The sequence below is a fragment of the Roseococcus suduntuyensis genome, from assembly GCF_014196305.1.
In the GTDB taxonomy this organism is placed as follows: domain Bacteria; phylum Pseudomonadota; class Alphaproteobacteria; order Acetobacterales; family Acetobacteraceae; genus Roseococcus; species Roseococcus suduntuyensis.
In genome coordinates this window covers 234,342-250,057 of record NZ_JACIDJ010000003.1, presented here as the reverse complement: position 1 = coordinate 250,057, position 15,716 = coordinate 234,342, and the positions used below count along the sequence as shown (strand labels likewise).

Annotated in this window: 17 protein-coding genes and 1 pseudogene; 7 read left to right on the top strand and 11 right to left on the bottom strand. The window is 69.8% G+C overall.

What is annotated here, in order from left to right:
• The 4 genes from GGQ83_RS11280 to GGQ83_RS11265 all read right to left on the bottom strand — a co-directional run bounded on the left by GGQ83_RS11280 (position 1) and on the right by GGQ83_RS11265 (position 3,403).
• A complete protein-coding gene (locus GGQ83_RS11280) occupies positions 1–663 on the bottom strand; it encodes a hypothetical protein (RefSeq protein ID WP_184383978.1) in 663 nt (220 codons plus the stop codon).
• Between the two features lie 64 nt (positions 664–727).
• On the bottom strand, positions 728–1,126 hold the full coding sequence (locus tag GGQ83_RS11275) for a Zn-ribbon domain-containing OB-fold protein (protein WP_184383976.1): 399 nt from the start codon (positions 1,124–1,126) through the stop codon (positions 728–730).
• 5 nt (positions 1,127–1,131) lie between these two features.
• A complete protein-coding gene (locus GGQ83_RS11270; protein WP_184383974.1) occupies positions 1,132–2,298 on the bottom strand; it encodes a thiolase domain-containing protein in 1,167 nt (388 codons plus the stop codon).
• 169 nt (positions 2,299–2,467) lie between these two features.
• Positions 2,468–3,403 (bottom strand): tripartite tricarboxylate transporter substrate binding protein, encoded by a 936-nt coding sequence (locus tag GGQ83_RS11265; protein WP_184383972.1) that lies wholly within the window; start codon positions 3,401–3,403, stop codon positions 2,468–2,470.
• A 321-nt stretch (positions 3,404–3,724) separates the two neighbouring features.
• Between GGQ83_RS11265 and GGQ83_RS11260 the strand changes: the two genes are divergently transcribed.
• Positions 3,725–4,345 carry a transglycosylase gene (locus GGQ83_RS11260; protein ID WP_184383970.1) on the top strand — a complete coding sequence of 207 codons (621 nt, stop codon included), beginning with the start codon at positions 3,725–3,727 and terminating at the stop codon, positions 4,343–4,345.
• A 17-nt stretch (positions 4,346–4,362) separates the two neighbouring features.
• On the opposite strand, the pseudogene GGQ83_RS11255 reads toward GGQ83_RS11260, so the two are convergent.
• Positions 4,363–6,006: pseudogene (locus GGQ83_RS11255) on the bottom strand (thiamine pyrophosphate-requiring protein); the annotation flags it as partial.
• A gap of 83 nt (positions 6,007–6,089) precedes the next feature.
• Here GGQ83_RS11255 and GGQ83_RS11250 point away from each other — a divergent pair.
• Positions 6,090–6,296, top strand: a complete 207-nt coding sequence (locus GGQ83_RS11250; protein ID WP_184383966.1) for a hypothetical protein — start codon at positions 6,090–6,092, stop codon at positions 6,294–6,296.
• The gene (locus tag GGQ83_RS11245) at positions 6,293–7,675 is read left to right on the top strand and encodes an amidase (RefSeq protein WP_184383964.1); all 1,383 of its coding nucleotides are present in this window, start codon (positions 6,293–6,295) and stop codon (positions 7,673–7,675) included. Before GGQ83_RS11250 ends, GGQ83_RS11245 begins: the two co-directional genes overlap by 4 nt.
• A gap of 90 nt (positions 7,676–7,765) precedes the next feature.
• Here GGQ83_RS11245 and queF read toward each other — a convergent pair whose 3' ends face one another.
• From queF to queA, 3 genes are read right to left on the bottom strand one after another with little or no spacing between them, the layout of a single operon-like run.
• The gene (gene queF, locus GGQ83_RS11240) at positions 7,766–8,233 is read right to left on the bottom strand and encodes a preQ(1) synthase (RefSeq protein ID WP_184383962.1); all 468 of its coding nucleotides are present in this window, start codon (positions 8,231–8,233) and stop codon (positions 7,766–7,768) included.
• Positions 8,230–9,342 (bottom strand): tRNA guanosine(34) transglycosylase Tgt, encoded by a 1,113-nt coding sequence (gene tgt / locus GGQ83_RS11235; protein WP_184383960.1) that lies wholly within the window; start codon positions 9,340–9,342, stop codon positions 8,230–8,232. Before tgt ends, queF begins: the two co-directional genes overlap by 4 nt.
• Positions 9,339–10,409, bottom strand: coding sequence for a tRNA preQ1(34) S-adenosylmethionine ribosyltransferase-isomerase QueA (queA, locus tag GGQ83_RS11230; protein ID WP_184383958.1), 1,071 nt, complete (start codon positions 10,407–10,409; stop codon positions 9,339–9,341). Before queA ends, tgt begins: the two co-directional genes overlap by 4 nt.
• Positions 10,410–10,524: 115 nt before the next feature.
• On the opposite strand from queA, the gene GGQ83_RS11225 reads away from it, so the two are divergent.
• The 4 genes from GGQ83_RS11225 to bcp are packed head-to-tail and all read left to right on the top strand — an operon-like array spanning position 10,525 to position 13,378.
• On the top strand, positions 10,525–11,742 hold the full coding sequence (locus GGQ83_RS11225; RefSeq protein ID WP_184383955.1) for an MFS transporter: 1,218 nt from the start codon (positions 10,525–10,527) through the stop codon (positions 11,740–11,742).
• 30 nt (positions 11,743–11,772) lie between these two features.
• Complete coding sequence (locus tag GGQ83_RS11220; protein ID WP_184383954.1) at positions 11,773–12,195, top strand: hypothetical protein; 423 nt, start codon at positions 11,773–11,775, stop codon at positions 12,193–12,195.
• A gap of 6 nt (positions 12,196–12,201) precedes the next feature.
• Complete coding sequence (locus tag GGQ83_RS11215; protein WP_207018145.1) at positions 12,202–12,855, top strand: aspartate/glutamate racemase family protein; 654 nt, start codon at positions 12,202–12,204, stop codon at positions 12,853–12,855.
• Positions 12,856–12,910: 55 nt separating this feature from the next.
• Positions 12,911–13,378 carry a thioredoxin-dependent thiol peroxidase gene (gene bcp / locus GGQ83_RS11210; RefSeq protein WP_184383952.1) on the top strand — a complete coding sequence of 156 codons (468 nt, stop codon included), beginning with the start codon at positions 12,911–12,913 and terminating at the stop codon, positions 13,376–13,378.
• 43 nt (positions 13,379–13,421) lie between these two features.
• On the opposite strand, the gene GGQ83_RS11205 is transcribed toward bcp, so the two are convergent.
• The 3 genes from GGQ83_RS11205 to GGQ83_RS11195 all read right to left on the bottom strand — a co-directional run bounded on the left by GGQ83_RS11205 (position 13,422) and on the right by GGQ83_RS11195 (position 15,636).
• Positions 13,422–13,709, bottom strand: a complete 288-nt coding sequence (locus GGQ83_RS11205) for a hypothetical protein (RefSeq protein WP_184383950.1) — start codon at positions 13,707–13,709, stop codon at positions 13,422–13,424.
• A 123-nt stretch (positions 13,710–13,832) separates the two neighbouring features.
• Complete coding sequence (locus GGQ83_RS11200) at positions 13,833–14,528, bottom strand: SCO family protein (protein ID WP_184383948.1); 696 nt, start codon at positions 14,526–14,528, stop codon at positions 13,833–13,835.
• 58 nt (positions 14,529–14,586) lie between these two features.
• The gene (locus GGQ83_RS11195; RefSeq protein ID WP_184383946.1) at positions 14,587–15,636 is read right to left on the bottom strand and encodes a ribonucleotide-diphosphate reductase subunit beta; all 1,050 of its coding nucleotides are present in this window, start codon (positions 15,634–15,636) and stop codon (positions 14,587–14,589) included.
• Positions 15,637–15,716 lie beyond the last annotated feature (80 nt).

Genomic DNA, 15,716 nt, shown 5'->3' with positions numbered 1-15,716 from the left:
TCAGCGCATCGCGTAGGGGCGGAAGCCCGGGGCGTTGGGGTCGTAGGTCTTGAAGGTGGCCAGGTCGAACCACGCCTCGGCATTGCGCCGCCCCTCGGCATAGCCGCCGCCCATGGGGCCGAGGCCCGGGATGTAGAGCTGCTCCATGTGCAGGTGCGGCGCCTCGCCGCCCGCGACGATGCGCCGCTCGCCCGCCCCCTCCGCGGTCAGCCCACGGCCCGCCCAGGCGCCCAGCAGCAGGCCGGCGCGGGGGCGCACGGCCAGGATCTGGTCGGCATCGGTGAAGGTCTCGGGCAGGGCGAGCTGGCGCCGGGCCATCTCGACCAGCGGCACCGCCGCCTCGCGCGCGCGGGTGATGAGCAGCACCATGCGGTCCTGTTCGATCCACCAGGGGGAGTTCAGCAGGTCCGCCGCGCCATGGCCCGCCGGCATCCGGCTGGGGCTCGCGAAGCGCATCATCAGGTCGCCCTGGTAGTAGGTGACGCGGCGCACCGCCACCATGCCGCCATTGCGGGCAAAGACGCCGGCCGAGTTGCGGCGGGAAGGGTCGGGGTTGGGGTCCGAGGTGATGACGGGGCTGCCGTCATCGCTGAACTGGAAGCCCTCCATCTCCGCCCGCAGCCGGCCGTTGCCGAAATAGGCTTCGTTGACGGGGAGGGTCATGCCGGGGCTCCTGGGCGGCGATGTCCACCGGGCAGGGAGGCCCCCCGCCCGGTGGTGTTCACATTCAGGCGAGCACGAACATCGGCACCGGGGCGCCATCGCCCTCGGTGGCGCGGAACTTCACCTTCACCTTCTGGCCGCAGGCCAGCGCATCGAGGTCGCACTCGATGATGTTGGTCAGCATGATCGGCCCTTCGTCGAGCTTCACATAGGCCACGCAGAAGGGCTCCTTCCCGCGGGCCACGGACCAGGAGTAGATCTCGCCCGTGCCCTTGGCCTCCACGAACTCGACATTGTTCGAGAGCGTGAAGGGCGAGACATGGCGCGGGTAGTGGAAGACCTTCCCCGTGTCCTTGCACTTGCCCAGGATCAGCTTGCCTTCGCGGCAGCCGTCAAAATAGGGCTTGTTGTCGGGGCTTTCCGCGGGCGCCTGGGGCGTGCGGTCAAAGGCTTGCGTTGCCATGGTGATCACTCCCTCTCCAGGATGACGGTGCCGCAGCCATGCCGCGTGCCGAGGTTGCCGCCCTTGCCGTTGGCGAGCACGAGGTCGGCGTTGGGGACCTGCACCTTCGGGTGGGCCTCGCCACGCGCCTGGCGCACCGCCTCGATCACCTTGGTCATGCCGCCGCGGTTGGACGGGTGGTTGTTGCACAGACCGCCGCCATCGGTGTTGAAGGGCAGCTTACCCACGCCCGAGATCAGGCCGCCATCCTGCACGAACTGGCCGCCCTTGCCCTTCTCGCAGAAGCCGAGGTCTTCGAGCTGCACCAGCACCGAGATGGTGAAGCTGTCATAGATCGAGGCGTACTTGATGTCGGCGGGCTTCACGCCGGCCTTGTTGAAGGCCATCGGCCCGGACATGGCGGCGGCGGAGTAGGTGAGGTCGATGCCGCCCGCGTTCTGGTGCTTGTAGGCCTCGCCCCAGCCCTTCACGCCCACCTTGGGGCGGTTCAGCGTCTTGGCGATCTCGGGACGTGCGACGATCAGCGCGCCGCCGCCATCGGAAATCACGCAGCAGTCAAGGCGATGCAGCGGGTCCGCCACCATGGGCGAGTTCACCACATCCTCGACCGTCACGACCTTGGGCAGCATGGCGTGCGGGTTGTACTGCGCATGGGTCGAGGCCGCGACCTTGATCCAGGCGAGCTGCTCGCTGGTCGTGCCGAACTCGTACATGTGCCGGGTCGCGACCATGGCGTGCATGGTGGCGATGGTGCGGCCATAGGGCAGCTCGAAGCTCTCATCGGGCACGCCCGCGCCGAAGCTGCGCACGGCGGTGCCGGTCTGCATGCCCTCGGCGCGCGGACGGCCGGCGAGCGTGATCAGCGCGACGTTGCACTTGCCCTGGATGATGGCTTCGACCGCATGCCCCACATGGATCACGTAGGAGGAGCCACCGCTCTCCGTCGTGTCATAGTGGCGCAGCTTGTTGAGGCCCATGTAGTCGATCATGGACAGGCCACCCATGCCGGGGGCGTCGCCGGCGCAGAAATAGCCGTCGATGTCGGAGGCCTGCAGCCCCGCATCCTGCAGCGCGCCATAGGCGACTTCCGCATGGAGCTGCGCGGTGGACTTGGTCTCGGCCTTGCGCGTCGGGTGCTCGAAGGCACCGACGATGTAGGCGGGATTCTTCATGGGCGTTTGGCCCCCTTTCTGGCGTGTGGCGTCATCGCGGAATTCTACTCCCCCCGGGATCGGCGTCAGCATTCATGCCGCGAGCGATCATCGCGGGCAGAGGGTTGCCCCCGCGCCGCGATCCGTCAACCGCATGCCCGTGAATTGGGGCAGGTTTTCGGGGGCGGCCTCAGCCCAGCCCGAGCCGCCGCGCGATGTCGCGATAGAGGGTGATCTGCGCCAGAACATGCGCCCGCGCGCCCGCGCCATCGGTGATGATGGGGCGGCTGCCCTCGGCCTCCGTCTCGCGGACCCAGCGCGGATCGGCGCCGATGCGCTGGATCACGCCCTCCCACTGGCGGGCCAGCGCGTCGGGCAGGCCGGCGGGGGCGGCGATGGCGCTCCAGCCCGACAGATGCGCCATGTCGGGCAGCCCCGCCTCGGCGGTGCTGGGCACCTGGGGCAGCAGCGGCAGCCGCGCATTGCCGCCGATGGCGAGCGGCCGCACGCGCCGCGCGCGGATGGCCTCCATCATGTCGCCGAGGTTGCTGCCGAGGAAATCCGCCTCGCCTGCCAGCATCGCCGCCAGCGCCTCGCCCCCGCCGCTCGTCGCCACCGCCTCCGCCGCGTCGATGGGAAGGCCGGCGAGCACGAACATCTTGCGGATGCCGAGGTCGAGGATGGTGGCGGGCCCGCTGGTGGCGAAGCGCAGCGGCGGCTGGACGGCGTCATGCAGTCGGGCCAGCAGCGCCGGCAGGTCCGCGAAGGGGGCGCCCACCGGCACGGCAATGACGAAGGGGTTGGCATCGAGCAGGCCGAGCCAGGTGAAGTCATCCACCCCATAGGCCGTGCGCGGGTCGGTCGCGGGCAGGATGGCGGAGGAGGCGACGCGCGCCAGCAGCAGCGTCTCGCCATCCGGTGCCGCGCGCGCCACGGCGGCCGTGCCCAGCGCGCCCGAGGCGCCGGGCATGTTCTCGACCCGCAGCGGCAAGGCGCCGGCGCCACGATGGCGCACGGCGTGGCGGGCGAAGCGGCGGGCCGCGATGTCGGCGGCACCCCCTTCCGAGAAGGGCGTGACGAGGCGCACCGAACCGGGTGTTGCCGTCTGGGCGCGCGGAGACGACAAGACAGTGGCGCAACCAAGCGAAGCAGCGGCAGCGGTCAGCAAAATGCGGCGGGAATTGGGCATGAAATCACCTTCCTCCTGCATCAGATGGGGCAGTCCTGGCCTCAGGAAAACCACTCGGGTTGCCCTTTCGCGTCACAGCATGCTACGCGCTGTTTCATGTTGGACGGGCATCACCTTCCCACGGCAGCGCCGGATCGGCGTGCACCCTGGGGCCCCCGCATGGCGTACAAGCGCTTTGCTTTTGCAATACTTGCCGGCTGCGTCCTCGCGGTCGGCTTTTCTGTCGCGCCAAGTAGTGCGCGAGCGGACCAGCCGCGCATGCGCGACGCCCCGCAGGAGCTGTTGCCGGCCTATGATCCCAATTTGCGGGGTGCCACCCGCGGCCCGCGGGCGGCCTGCCTGCTGGCCACCCGCCGGGCGGAGGACATCCACGGCTTGCCCCGCGGCCTGCTGACCGCCATCGCGCTGTCCGAGAGCGGGCTGCACGCCCATGCACTTTCCATCCGCGGCACGCCCCACTACCCGGCCGATGTGGACGAGGCGCGGCGGCTGCTCCGCCAGGCGCGGGGCAGCGTCATGGCGGGCTGCATGCAGGTGAATGCGCGCGTCCATGCGCGCGGCGAGGACTGGCCGCTCGACCCCTTCACCGCCGCCGATTGGGCGGGCGGCGTGCTGGCGCGCTGGGCGCGGGAGAACAACGGCTCCTGGACCGAGGCGCTGCGCCGCTGGCATGGCGCGAGCCCGGGCAACACGCGCAGCCTGGTCTGCCGCGTGCGCGCCAAGCTCGAGGTGACGAACCCCGGCAGCGACCTGTTCCAGAGCACGCGCTGCCCCGAGGCCACGGCCCAGCGCCTTCGCAATGACGCGGAGGCCCACCTGCAGACCGCGGAGGCCCAGGCGGGCCGCCGCGGCGTCGCGAGCGCCGCCGCGGGTTTCTGACCCACGGCGGCTGCGCCCTACTGGCGGGAGACCTCGGTCTCCTTGCTGGTGATGAATTCCAGCAGCGCGGGCACGCCGTTCTTCGTCTGCTCGATCCCGCGCTGGATGGCGGGGATGATCTGCTCCACCTCCGTCACCCGCTCGCCATAGCCGCCGAAGGCCCGCGCCATGGCGGCATAGTCGCCGCTGATGTCGGTGGTGCGGTATTTCTCGGTGCTGAGCGCCATGATCTTCAGCTCGATCGCCATCGAGAAATTGTTCAGGAGGATGGAGAGGATGGGGATGCGCTCGCGCACCGCCGTCTCGAAATCCATCCCCGTGAAGCCGATCGCGGCATCGCCCCAGACATTGATGCAGAGCTTGTCCGGGGCCGCGAGCTTGGCGCCCATCGCCAACCCCAGCCCATAGCCCAGCTGCGTCGTCTTGCCCCAGCCCAGGTAGGAGAGCGGCGTGCGGCTGATCCAGAAGGGGGAGAGCTGGTCGCGCGGCGAACCCGCGTCATGGGTGATGATGGTGTTGTCCACATCCACCGTGCGCCAGAGGTCGCGCAGCACGCGGTAGGGGTTGAGTGGCGCGTCGTTGCTGTCCCGCTTGTGCGCCCATTGCGCGAGCCAGGGGGCGCGGATGGCCTCGATCTCCTGCTGCACCGGCGCGTGGTCGCGCTTTTCGCGCACACGCCCGCGCAGCTCCTCCAGCAGCGCGTCCAGGATCAGCCCCGCATCGCCCACTAGGCCGATGTCGCAGCGGAGGTCCTTGTCGATGTGGTCGGGGTCCAGCGTCGCGTGGATGAACTTCACCCCGCCCGGCTTCCGCGCGGGCATCTTCACGCCGAAATTCGTCTCGGTGAAGGAGCAGCCGATGCCGAAGATGACGTCGGCATTGTCCAGGAAATGCCGCACCGGCTTGGGCATGGCGAGGCCGCCGGAGCCCAGCGACAGCGCATGGTCCTCGGGGAAGGAGGACTTGCCGCCCAGGCTGCTCGTCACCGGGATGGCCAGCAGCTCCGCCAGTTCGCGCAGCTGCGGCCAGGCCTGCGCCCAATGCACGCCGGTGCCGGCATAGATCACGGGGCGGCGGGCATTGGCCAGCATCTCGGCCGCGCGGCGGATGTCCACCGGGTCCGCGCCGCTGCGCGTGGCCACCACGGGCGTGTAGTCGAGTTCGCCCGGCAATTCCTCGTTGAACATGTCGGTCGGGATTTCGACCAGCACGGGGCCGCCGCGCCCGTTGCGCAGCCGCGCGAAGGCGCGGCGCATGATGTTGGGGACTTCCGCCGCCGACATGATGGCCTCGGCCGACTTGGTCACGCCGCGCATCTGGATGGTGGAATTGTAGTTGGGCGGCACATGCGCGATGCGGCGCGGATAGCCCATGGGCATGACCAGTACCGGGATGCTCTCGCCGAAGCACTGCGCGACGCCGCCATAGGCGTTCTCCGCCCCTGGCCCATGCTGCATGCAGAAGGCGCCGAGCTTCTTGCCCGAGGTGACGCGGCTGATGGCATCGGCCATGTGCAGCCCGATACGCTCCTGCCGGACCATGACGGGGCGGATGTCCACCGCCGCCGCGTGCTCGATAAGGTGGTTGACGGGGTAGCCGGTGAGGATCTCGATCCCCTCCCGCTTCATGATCTCCGCGATGGCGTCGCCGACCTTCATGGCGCTTCCTTCCCTTGCTGGTTGGGGGCCACGCTAGACCCCGGCTTCAAGGCACCGCAAGCTGGTGGCCCGCACAGGAGACGCGCATGGCCGAGCTGCACCCGCCCTTGAGCCCCGAGGAATTCGCGCTGGTCATGCGCCAGGTCGGCCTCGACCTTCCGCCCGCCGAGGCGGAGGCGCTGCGCCTGGCCCACCCCCATCTGCGCGTGCTGCTGGATCGGCTGCGTGCGCCCTCCAACCCCATGGCCGCCGAGCCCGCCTATACCTTCGCCCTGCCGGTGGCGCGCGCATGATCCCGACCATCGCCGAGGCCGCCCGCGAGATCGCGGCCAAGCGCCTTTCGCCCGTGGAACTGGCGCAGGCCTGCCTCGCCCGCGTGGAGGCGCATCAGCCCGCGCTGCACGCCTTCATCCACCTCACCGCCGAACGCGCCCTGGACGACGCCCGCGCCGCCGAGGCGCGACAGATGGCGGGCACCCTGCGCGGCCCGCTGGACGGCATCCCCATCGGCCACAAGGACATCTACGAAACGGCCGGCATCCCCACCACCGGCCATTCGGCGCAGATGCAGGACCATGTGCCCGAGCATGACGCCTTCACCGTGGCGCGCTGGCGCGAGGCGGGCGTGGCGCTGCTGGGCAAGCTCGCCACCCATGAATTCGCCTTTGGCGGGCCGAGCTTCGACCTGCCCTGGCCCCCCGCCCGCAACCCCTGGGACACGGAACGCTTCACCGCCGGCAGCAGCAGCGGCACGGGTGCCGCGGTGGCGTCCGGCATGGTGCTGGGCGGCACGGGGTCCGATACGGGCGGCTCCATCCGCGGGCCCGCGGCGCTGTGCGGCATCGCCGGCATCAAGCCGAGCTACGGGCTGTGCTCGCGCACGGGCGTGCTGCCGCTGGCGCACACGCTGGACACCACGGGCCCCATGGCCTGGACCAGCGAGGATTGCGCCCTGCTGCTGGAAGCCATGGCCGGACACGACCCCGCCGACCCCAGCAGCGCCAGCCACCCCCTGCCATCCTTCGACCTCGGCCAGGATTTGCGCGCGCGCCGCGTGGGCGTGATCCGCCATTTCCACGAGAGCGACCACCGTGTCTCCGACGCCACGCTGCGCGGCATCGAGGAGAGCCTCGCCATCTTCCGCGCGCGCGGCATGGAGGTGGTGGAGGTCACCCTGCCGCCGCTCCAGGATTTCCACGCCGCCGGCTGGGTGACGCTCGCCGCCGAGGCCTGGGCCGTCCATGAGCCCCGGATGCGCGAGAAGCCCATGAAGTATGGCGAGGCCCTGCGCGCGCGGCTGGGCATGGGCGCGCTGCTGACGGCGGGCGACTACCTCCAGGCCCAGCGCAAGCGGCGGGAAATCATCGCCCGCACCCTGGCCGCGACCGAGGGCGTGGATCTGCTGGTCACCGCCGCCGTGGTGGGCGAGGCGCCACGCATCACGGATGTGGGGAAATTCGCCAGCATCGAGAAGCCGGGCTTCACCATCCCCTTCAACATCCTGGGCTGGCCGGCGCTGTCGGTGTGCAGCGGTTTCGGCGCGGGTGGGCTGCCGGTGGCGGTGCAGATCGTGGGCAAGCCCTGGCAAGATGGGCTGGTGCTGGCGGCGGGGCATGCGGTGGAGAGCGAGAACGGCCACCGCGCCAAGCGGCCGGCCTTGCTGCGCGACTGACTCACGCCGCCGCTCCGCGGCCGTTCTACCGCGCCGCTCCGCGGCCGTTCCCACGCGCCGCTCCGCGGCGACGATCAGGCGCGGGCGGGCTCACCCCCGCCCGCGATACGGCGCCACCCCCTGGTCGGGGATCCACACCCCCTCCGGCGGCGCCCCGGTCGCGTAGAACACGTCAATCGGGATGCCGCCGCGCGGATACCAATAGCCGCCGATCCGCAGCCACACGGGGTCAAGCAACGCCACCAGGCGCTTCGCGATCTCGACCGTGCACGCCTCGTGGAAGGCGCCGTGGTTGCGGAAGCTGCCGAGGAAGAGCTTCAGGCTCTTGCTCTCCACCAGGTGCGCGCGGGGGATGTAGTCAATGACCAGATGCGCGAAATCCGGCTGGCCGGTCAGCGGGCAGAGCGAGGTGAATTCGGGGGCCGCGAAGCGCACGCAGTAAGCGAGGTCCGGGTGCGGGTTGGGCACGCGCTCCAGCACGGCCTCTTCCGGCGTCGCGGGCAGGCGGGCGGCCGCACCCAGCAGGGTCAGGCCGGTGGTGTCGGTGGTGGCGGTCATTCGGGGCGGCTCCAATCGGCCTCGATGCGGGCGGCCTCGTCCTCGAAGCGGCCCTGCTGGATGGCGTGGCGCATCCGGCGCATCAGCGCCTGGTAATAGTGGATGTTGTGCCAGCTCAGCAGGATGGGCCCCAGCATCTCGTCGCATTTCAACAGATGGTGGATATAGGCGCGGCTGTGGTTTCGGCAGGCCGGGCAATCGCAATCGGGGTCGAGCGGGCGCAGATCCTCGGCGTGCTTCGCGTTGCGCAGGTTGAGCGGCCCGCGCGAGGTATAGGCCCGCCCCATCCGGCCCGAGCGTGTCGGGATCACGCAGTCGAACATGTCCACGCCGCGGCGCACGGCGCCCAGCAGGTCGTCGGGCTTGCCGACGCCCATGAGGTAGCGGGCATGGGTCTGGGGCAGCAAGGGCGTGGTGACGTCCAGCGTGGCGAACATCGCCTCCTGCCCCTCGCCGACCGCGAGGCCGCCGATGGCATAGCCCTCGAAGCCGATAGCCGTCAGGGCCGCGACACTTTCCGCGCGCAGGTCGGGATAGGTGCTGCCCTGCACGATGCCGAACAGCCCATAGCCCTCGCGCGGGGTGAAGGCCGTGCGGCTGCGCGCGGCCCAGCGCATGGAAAGCCGCATGGAGCGCGCCGCTTCCTCATGCGTTGCGGGGAAGGGGGTGCATTCGTCGAAGCACATGGTGATGTCGCTGCCCAGCAGATGCTGGATCTCGATGCTGCGCTCCGGTGTCACGCGGTGCTTCGAGCCGTCCACATGGGAGGCGAAGGTCACCCCATCCTCGTCCATCTTGCGCAGGCCCGAGAGGCTCATCACCTGGAAGCCACCGGAATCCGTGAGGATCGGCCCGTGCCAATCCATCATCTTGTGCAGGCCACCCAGGCGCGCCACGCGCTCCGCCCCCGGCCGCAGCATCAGATGATAGGTGTTGCCCAGCACGATGCGGGCACCCGTGCTGCGCACGCCATCGGCCGTCATGCCCTTCACCGTGCCGGCGGTGCCGACGGGCATGAAGACGGGCGTTTCCACCTCGCCATGGGCGGCGTGCAGCACGCCCGCGCGCGCGCGGCCATCGCTGGCCTGGTGCGTCCAATGCAGCGTCATGCGGGAATGTCCTGGTCCTGGCGGAACAGCAGCGAGGCGTCGCCATAGGAGAAGAAGCGATACCCCCGCGCCACCGCATGTTCATAGGCCGCGCGCATCCGCCGCATCCCCGCGAAGGCCGAGACCAGCATCAGCAGGGTGGAGCGCGGCAGGTGGAAATTGGTCAGCAGCATGTCGGCCGCGCGGAAGGGAAAGCCCGGCAGGATGAAGATGTCGGTCAGGCCGCGGTAGGGCGGGATGGGGGCGCGGGGGTCGGTGATGCCGCGCGCCGCCGTCTCCAGCAGCCGCAAGGCCGTCGTGCCGCAGCACAACACGCGGCGGCCCTCGGCGCGGGCCTGGTTGATGGTGGCGGCGGCCTCGGGGGGCAGTTCGCACCATTCGGCGTGCAGCTTGTGGCTGGCGATCTGCTCGTCGCGCACCGGCAGGAAGGTGCCCGCGCCCACATGCAGCGTGACGGTGGCGCGCTTCACGCCGCGGGCCTCGATGGCCGTCAGCAATTCGGGCGTGAAGTGCAGGCTGGCCGTGGGCGCCGCCACCGCACCGGGGCGTGCGGCGAAGAGCGTCTGGTAGTCGTCCCGGTCCTCGGGGCGCGTGCCGCCCGCGCGGCTGATGTAGGGGGGCAGGGGGATCTCGCCCGCCACCTCCAGCGCGGCCGCGAGGAGCGCCGGGTCCGCGTCGAAATCGAGCCGCGCGGCCCCGCCCTCGAACTTCTCCAGCACGCGGGCGGTGAGGTCCGCGCCCTCGATCGCCACCTCGTCGCCCACGCGCAGCCGCCGCGCGTTGCGGACCAGGGCGTGCCAGGAGCCATCGCCCTCGGCGCGGTTCAGCATGATCTCGACCCGCGCCTCGCCCCGCCGCCCGCGCAGGCGCGCGGGGATCACCTGGGTGTCGTTCACCACCATGACGTCGCCGGGCTGCAGGAAGCGCGGCAGGTCGCGCACGCCGCAATCCTCGGGCGCGTCGCCTTGCACCACCAGCATCCGCGCCGCGTCGCGCGGGCGGATGGGGGATTGGGCGATCAGCGCCTCGGGCAGGGCGAAGTCGAAATCGGCGGGGGAAAGCGGCATGGGAGGCCGGGCGGTAGCGCGCCCCATGCGCGCGTGCAACCGGCGCAACCGCATGCCGGATGACCGCAAGCCTCCAAACATGACAGGATGGCGCGAACCGGAGAGACTCGCGCCCATGTCCGCCACCCCCCGCGCCGCGGGGCTGCTCATCGCCTGCGCCGTGCTGGGCGCCGCCCTCGCCATGGGGCTGCGCCAGAGCTTCGGCCTGTTTCTCGCGCCCATGACGACCACGCTGGGCTGGTCGGCCTCGGGCTTCGCGCTGGCCATCGCGCTGCAGGTGCTGGTCAATGGCGTGGCCCAGCCCATCTGCGGCCAGGTGGCTGACCGCATCGGCGGGCGGCGCGTCATCATGGCGGGTGCCGTGTTCTACGCGCTTGGCATCATGGGCATGGCGCTCTCCACCTCGCTGTTCTGGTTCACCTTCTTCGCGGGCGTCGTCATGGGGGTCGCGGTCTCGGCCGCCGGCATGCCCGTCATCATCGCGAGCCTGACGCGGCTGCTGCCGCCCGAGATGCGCGGCCGCGCGGTCGGCCTCGGCACGGCGGGTTCGAGCTTCGGGCAGTTCCTGGTGGTGCCGCTGAGCCAATTGGGCATCTCGGTGGCTGGCTGGCAGGGGGCGCTGTTCCTGCTGGCGGGCGCGGCGCTGCTGATGGTGCCGCTCGCTTTGCCGCTGAACGACAAGCCCGCCCCCCCGGTGGCGGGAGAGGTGGAGCAGACGGCGGGCGAGGCGCTGCGGCTGGCTTTGCGTTCGCCCACCTTCTGGTGCCTCTTCTTCGGCTTCTTCGTCTGCGGCCTGCATGTCAGCTTCCTGGCCGTCCATATGCCGGGCTTCGTGGCCTCCTGCATGCTGCCGGCCAGCGTGGGCGCGGCCTCCATCGCGCTGATCGGGCTGTTCAATATCGCGGGTTCGCTGGCCGCGGGCGAACTCTCCCAACGCTGGCGAAGGCGCGAATTGCTGGTGCTGATCTATGCCGGCCGCGGCGTGCTGATGACGGCCTTCCTGCTCGCCGACAAGACGACAACGAACGTCCTGATCTTCTCCGCGCTGATGGGCGTGCTGTGGCTCTCCACCGTGCCGCCCACCGTGGCCCTGGTCGCCCGCAACTTCGGCACGCGCTGGCTGGCCACCATCTTCGGCCTGGTCTTCCTGGGCCACCAGATCGGCGGCTTCACGGGCGCCTATCTGGGCGGGCTGATCTTTGACCTGACCGGCAGCTATGACCTGATGTGGAGCCTTTCCATCGCCGCCGCCGCCTTCGCCGCCCTGGTGCACCTGCCCGTGCGCGACGGCCCGGCTTTGGCACTCCCCGCCCAAGCGGCTACAAAGCCCTGACCCCGGCCCGGAGAATTCACCTTGCCCAGCTTGCGCCGCCGTTCCCTGCTGCTCGCCGCCCCCGCCCTCGCGGCCCCCGCCCTGGCGCGGGCCCAGTCCGGGCCGCCCCATGAATGGCTCTTCGGCACCTGGACCGGCGGCATCTTCCCCGCCGTGGACACCCAGGGGCCGGGCTGCTTCGGCAATGCCGTCGTGATCTTCACGCGCGACGTGATCATGCGGATGGCCAATCTGGACGTCGCCTACCGCCAGCGCCTGATCGAGACGGTGGCCGTCACGAATGACGGCGTGGAAATCCGCCTCGTCTCGCAGGGCGGGCGGATGATGCCCGAATCCGGTTTCGGCTGCGAGAACAACCCGGACCTGCTGCGCGTGGTCCGCCGCGGCGATGACGAGATCGCCTTCCCCAACTGCATCGAATTCCCCTCGGTGCTGCGCCGCTGCCGGACCTGACGCGCCATGTCTGACACCATGCCCCACCGCATCACCCTCATCCACGCGCTGCGCCATTCGCCGCCGCCCATCGAGGCCGCCTTCGCCCGCCTCTGGCCCGGCCAGGTGCTGATGAACCTGCTGGATGACAGCCTCTCCGCCGACCTCGCGCGCGAGGGGAAGCTCACCCCCGCCATGACCGAACGCTTCCTGACGCTGGGGCGCTACGCCGCCGGGACCGGGAGTGCCGCCATCCTCTTCACCTGCTCGGCCTTCGGCCCCTGCATCGAGGCGGTGGCGGCCGAGAACGCCGCCATCCCCGTGCTCAAGCCCAATGAGGCGATGATCGAGGAGATCATCGAGGCCGGGCACCGCCGCATCGGCCTGCTGGCCACCTTCCCCGGCACGCTGACCTCCATGCCGCCGGAGTTCCCGCCCGGCATCGAGGTGGTGCCCATGCTGGCCGAGGGCGCGCTGGCCGCGCTCGACGCCGGCGGGGTGGCGCGCCACGACGCGCTGGCCATCGAGGCGGCGCAGCGTTTCCAGGGGGTGGACGCCATCGCCCTTGGCCAGTTCAGCCTGGCCCATGTGGCGCCCGCGGTGGCCGAGGCCACGGGCCTGCCCGTCTTCACCACCCCCGACAGCGCGGTGCGCAAGCTGCGCCGCGTGCTGGGCGGTTGAAACCCACGGCCGCGGGCGCATCTGCGGTGCGCGACCAGAGAAGGATGCGCGTCAAATGAGCGAGTTGTCGGTGGGCGATGCGCCGCCGGATTTCACCATGCCGGCCTCGGGCGGCCAGACGGTCAGCCGCGAGGGGCTGAAGGGCCAGCCCTACCTGCTGTATTTCTACCCCAAGGCCGACACGCCGGGCTGCACCAAGCAGGCCTGCGGCATCCAGGAGGCGCTGCCGGCGCTGGGCAAGCTCGGCCTCACCGTCATCGGCATCAGCCCCGACGCCATGCCGCCCATCGAGAAGTTCGCGAAGAAATACGGGCTGGAATTCCCGCTGGCCTCCGACGCCGACCAGAAGGTGGCCACGGCCTACGGCACCTGGGTCGAGAAATCCATGTATGGCAAGAAATACATGGGCATGGAGCGGACGAGCTTCCTCGTCGGCGCCGACGGCACCATCAAGGCCATCTGGCGCAAGGTGAAGCCCGAGGCGCATGCCGCCCAGGTGATGGAAGCCGCGAAGGCGCTCTGAAACGGGGGCGCCCTGAGTGGGGAAGGGGGCGCGCCCCCTTCCTTCACAGCTCGTTGTCGGCGTCCGGGTGGCGCAGGTGCCACAGCCGCTCATGCGCGGCCACCAGCGTCTCGATGTTGCGCCGGCGGTTGGCGTCGGGCGAGACGGCGCGGCGCGTCAGCATCATCTCCAGCACGCGCAGCAACTGCTCCGCCACCTCGAAATCCGACTGGTCGCAGGCCTGGTGGAAGGCCACCAGGATCTTGTCCGACAGGCGGCGGCCCTGGCGCGGCGGCGCGCCGGCGCGCGTGCCCTCTTCTCCGGCCTGGCCGTGCTCGTCTTCATCCGCCATGTCGCACTCCTCGCACGGCGGCGCCGTGCCTGTAGTCCTCAATTGGAAATCTTATGAACATGGAACGGCCCGTGCCGCCAGGGGCCGACGCATGCGCATCCCTTTGGCCAGTCCCGCGCCGCCTCACGTCCCGATACGTCCCGCCGCGCGCAGCTGGCCGCGCACCGCCGCTGCCATGGTTTCGGGCGTGGTCTCGGCGCGGAACAGCGTCCGCACCAGCCCATCCGGCCCCACCAGATAGACGAAGCTGGAATGGTCCATGGTGTATTCGGTCATCTCCGGCCGCTGGGCGCGGGCGTAGAAGACGCGGTAGCGCCGCGCGGCATCGGCCACCTGCTGCGCCGTGCCGGTCAGGCCGATCATGCGCGGGTGGAAGGCCGCCACGTAGTCGGCCAGCTGCGCGGGCGTGTCGCGCTCGGGGTCGATGGTGATGAGCAGCGGCGTCACCGCCTCGCCCTCCGGGCCCATGATGTCCAGCGCGGCCGCGATGGTGCCGAGTTCGGTCGGGCACACATCCGGGCAATAGGTGAAGCCGAAATAGACCAGCATCCAGCGCCCGGCGAAATCCTGCTGGGTCACGTCGCGGCCGGTGTGGTCGGTCAGGCTGAAGGCGCCGCCCAGCGTCACGCCGGGCGGGAGCTGCATGCCGCCGCCCCCGGCCGAGGGGCTGGGCATGTCCTGCCCGAAGACCGAGGCCAGGCGGTTGGCGAAGGCCTCGCCCAAGGTTTCCTGCGGGGATTTGGTGGCCCAGGCGAAGGCCCAGACGCCACCCACCATCAGGATCAGGAGCAGGCTGGAGAGACGAAGGATTCGAAGCATCCCGGTTATATAGCGCAACGCGCCGCGGCGTGCATGGGGCCGCGGCGCGCGCCTGCCCTCAGTGGGTGGGCAGCTTGATCTCGCCCTCGGGCTGGGCGCTGCTGAAGGTGTGGCCGGCGAAGGCCTCCTCCCAGGTGCCTTCGGTCGAAGCGCGGGAATATTCGGTCGCGCGGTTCTCGAAGAAGTTGGTGTGCTCGATGGCACCCAGCATCTCGTCCAGCCAGGGCAGGGGGTTCTTCTCGACGTGATAGAGCGGTTCGAGGCCCAGCTGCGTCAGGCGCCGGTCGGCGATGAAGCGGATATACTGCTTCACGTCCGCCGCGGTCAGGCCTTCCACGCCGCCCAGCTCGAAGGCCAGGTCGATGAAGGCGTCCTCATGGTCCACGATGGTGGCGCAGATGAGGTAGAGGTCGCGCCGCAGCTCCTCGTTCCAGATCTCCGGGTTTTCCTGCACGAAGGTGCGGAAGAGGCGGATCACGCTGAGGCAATGCAGCGTCTCGTCCCGCACCGACCAGGACACGACCTGGCCCATCCCCTTCATCTTGTTGAAGCGGGGGAAGTTCATGAGGATGGCGAAGGAGGCGAAGAGCTGCAGCCCCTCGGTGAAGGCGCCGAAGGCGGCCAGCGTCTTCGCGATCTCGGTCTTGTTCTCGACCGAGAAGGCCTGCATGTAGTCGTACTTGTCCTTCATCTCCTTGTACTTGAGGAAGGCAGTGTACTCCGTCTCCGGCATCCCGATGGTGTCGAGAAGGTGGGAATAGGCGGCGATGTGGATGGTCTCGGTATTGCTGAACGCCGACATCATCATCAGAACTTCGGTCGGCTTGAAGACCTGGGAATACTGCTTCATGTAGCAGTTGTTCACCTCGACATCCGCCTGGGTGAAGAAGCGGAAAATCTGGGTAAGCAGGTTCTTCTCGGACGGCGTGAGGCTCTTCTGCCAGTCCTTCACATCATCGGCGAGCGGCACTTCCTCCGGCAGCCAATGGATGCGCTGCTGCTGCAACCAGGCCTCATAGGCCCAGGGGTAGCGGAAGGGCTTGTAGACCGGGTTGGAGGTCAACAAGTCGAAGCGGATGGGAAGCTGATCCTGGGTGCCGTCGGGCATGACAATTGTCCTTTGGTTGAACTCAGGGGCTCTGCCCCTGAAACCCCGCCAGGAAACGCGTTTCCTGGACCTTCGTTACT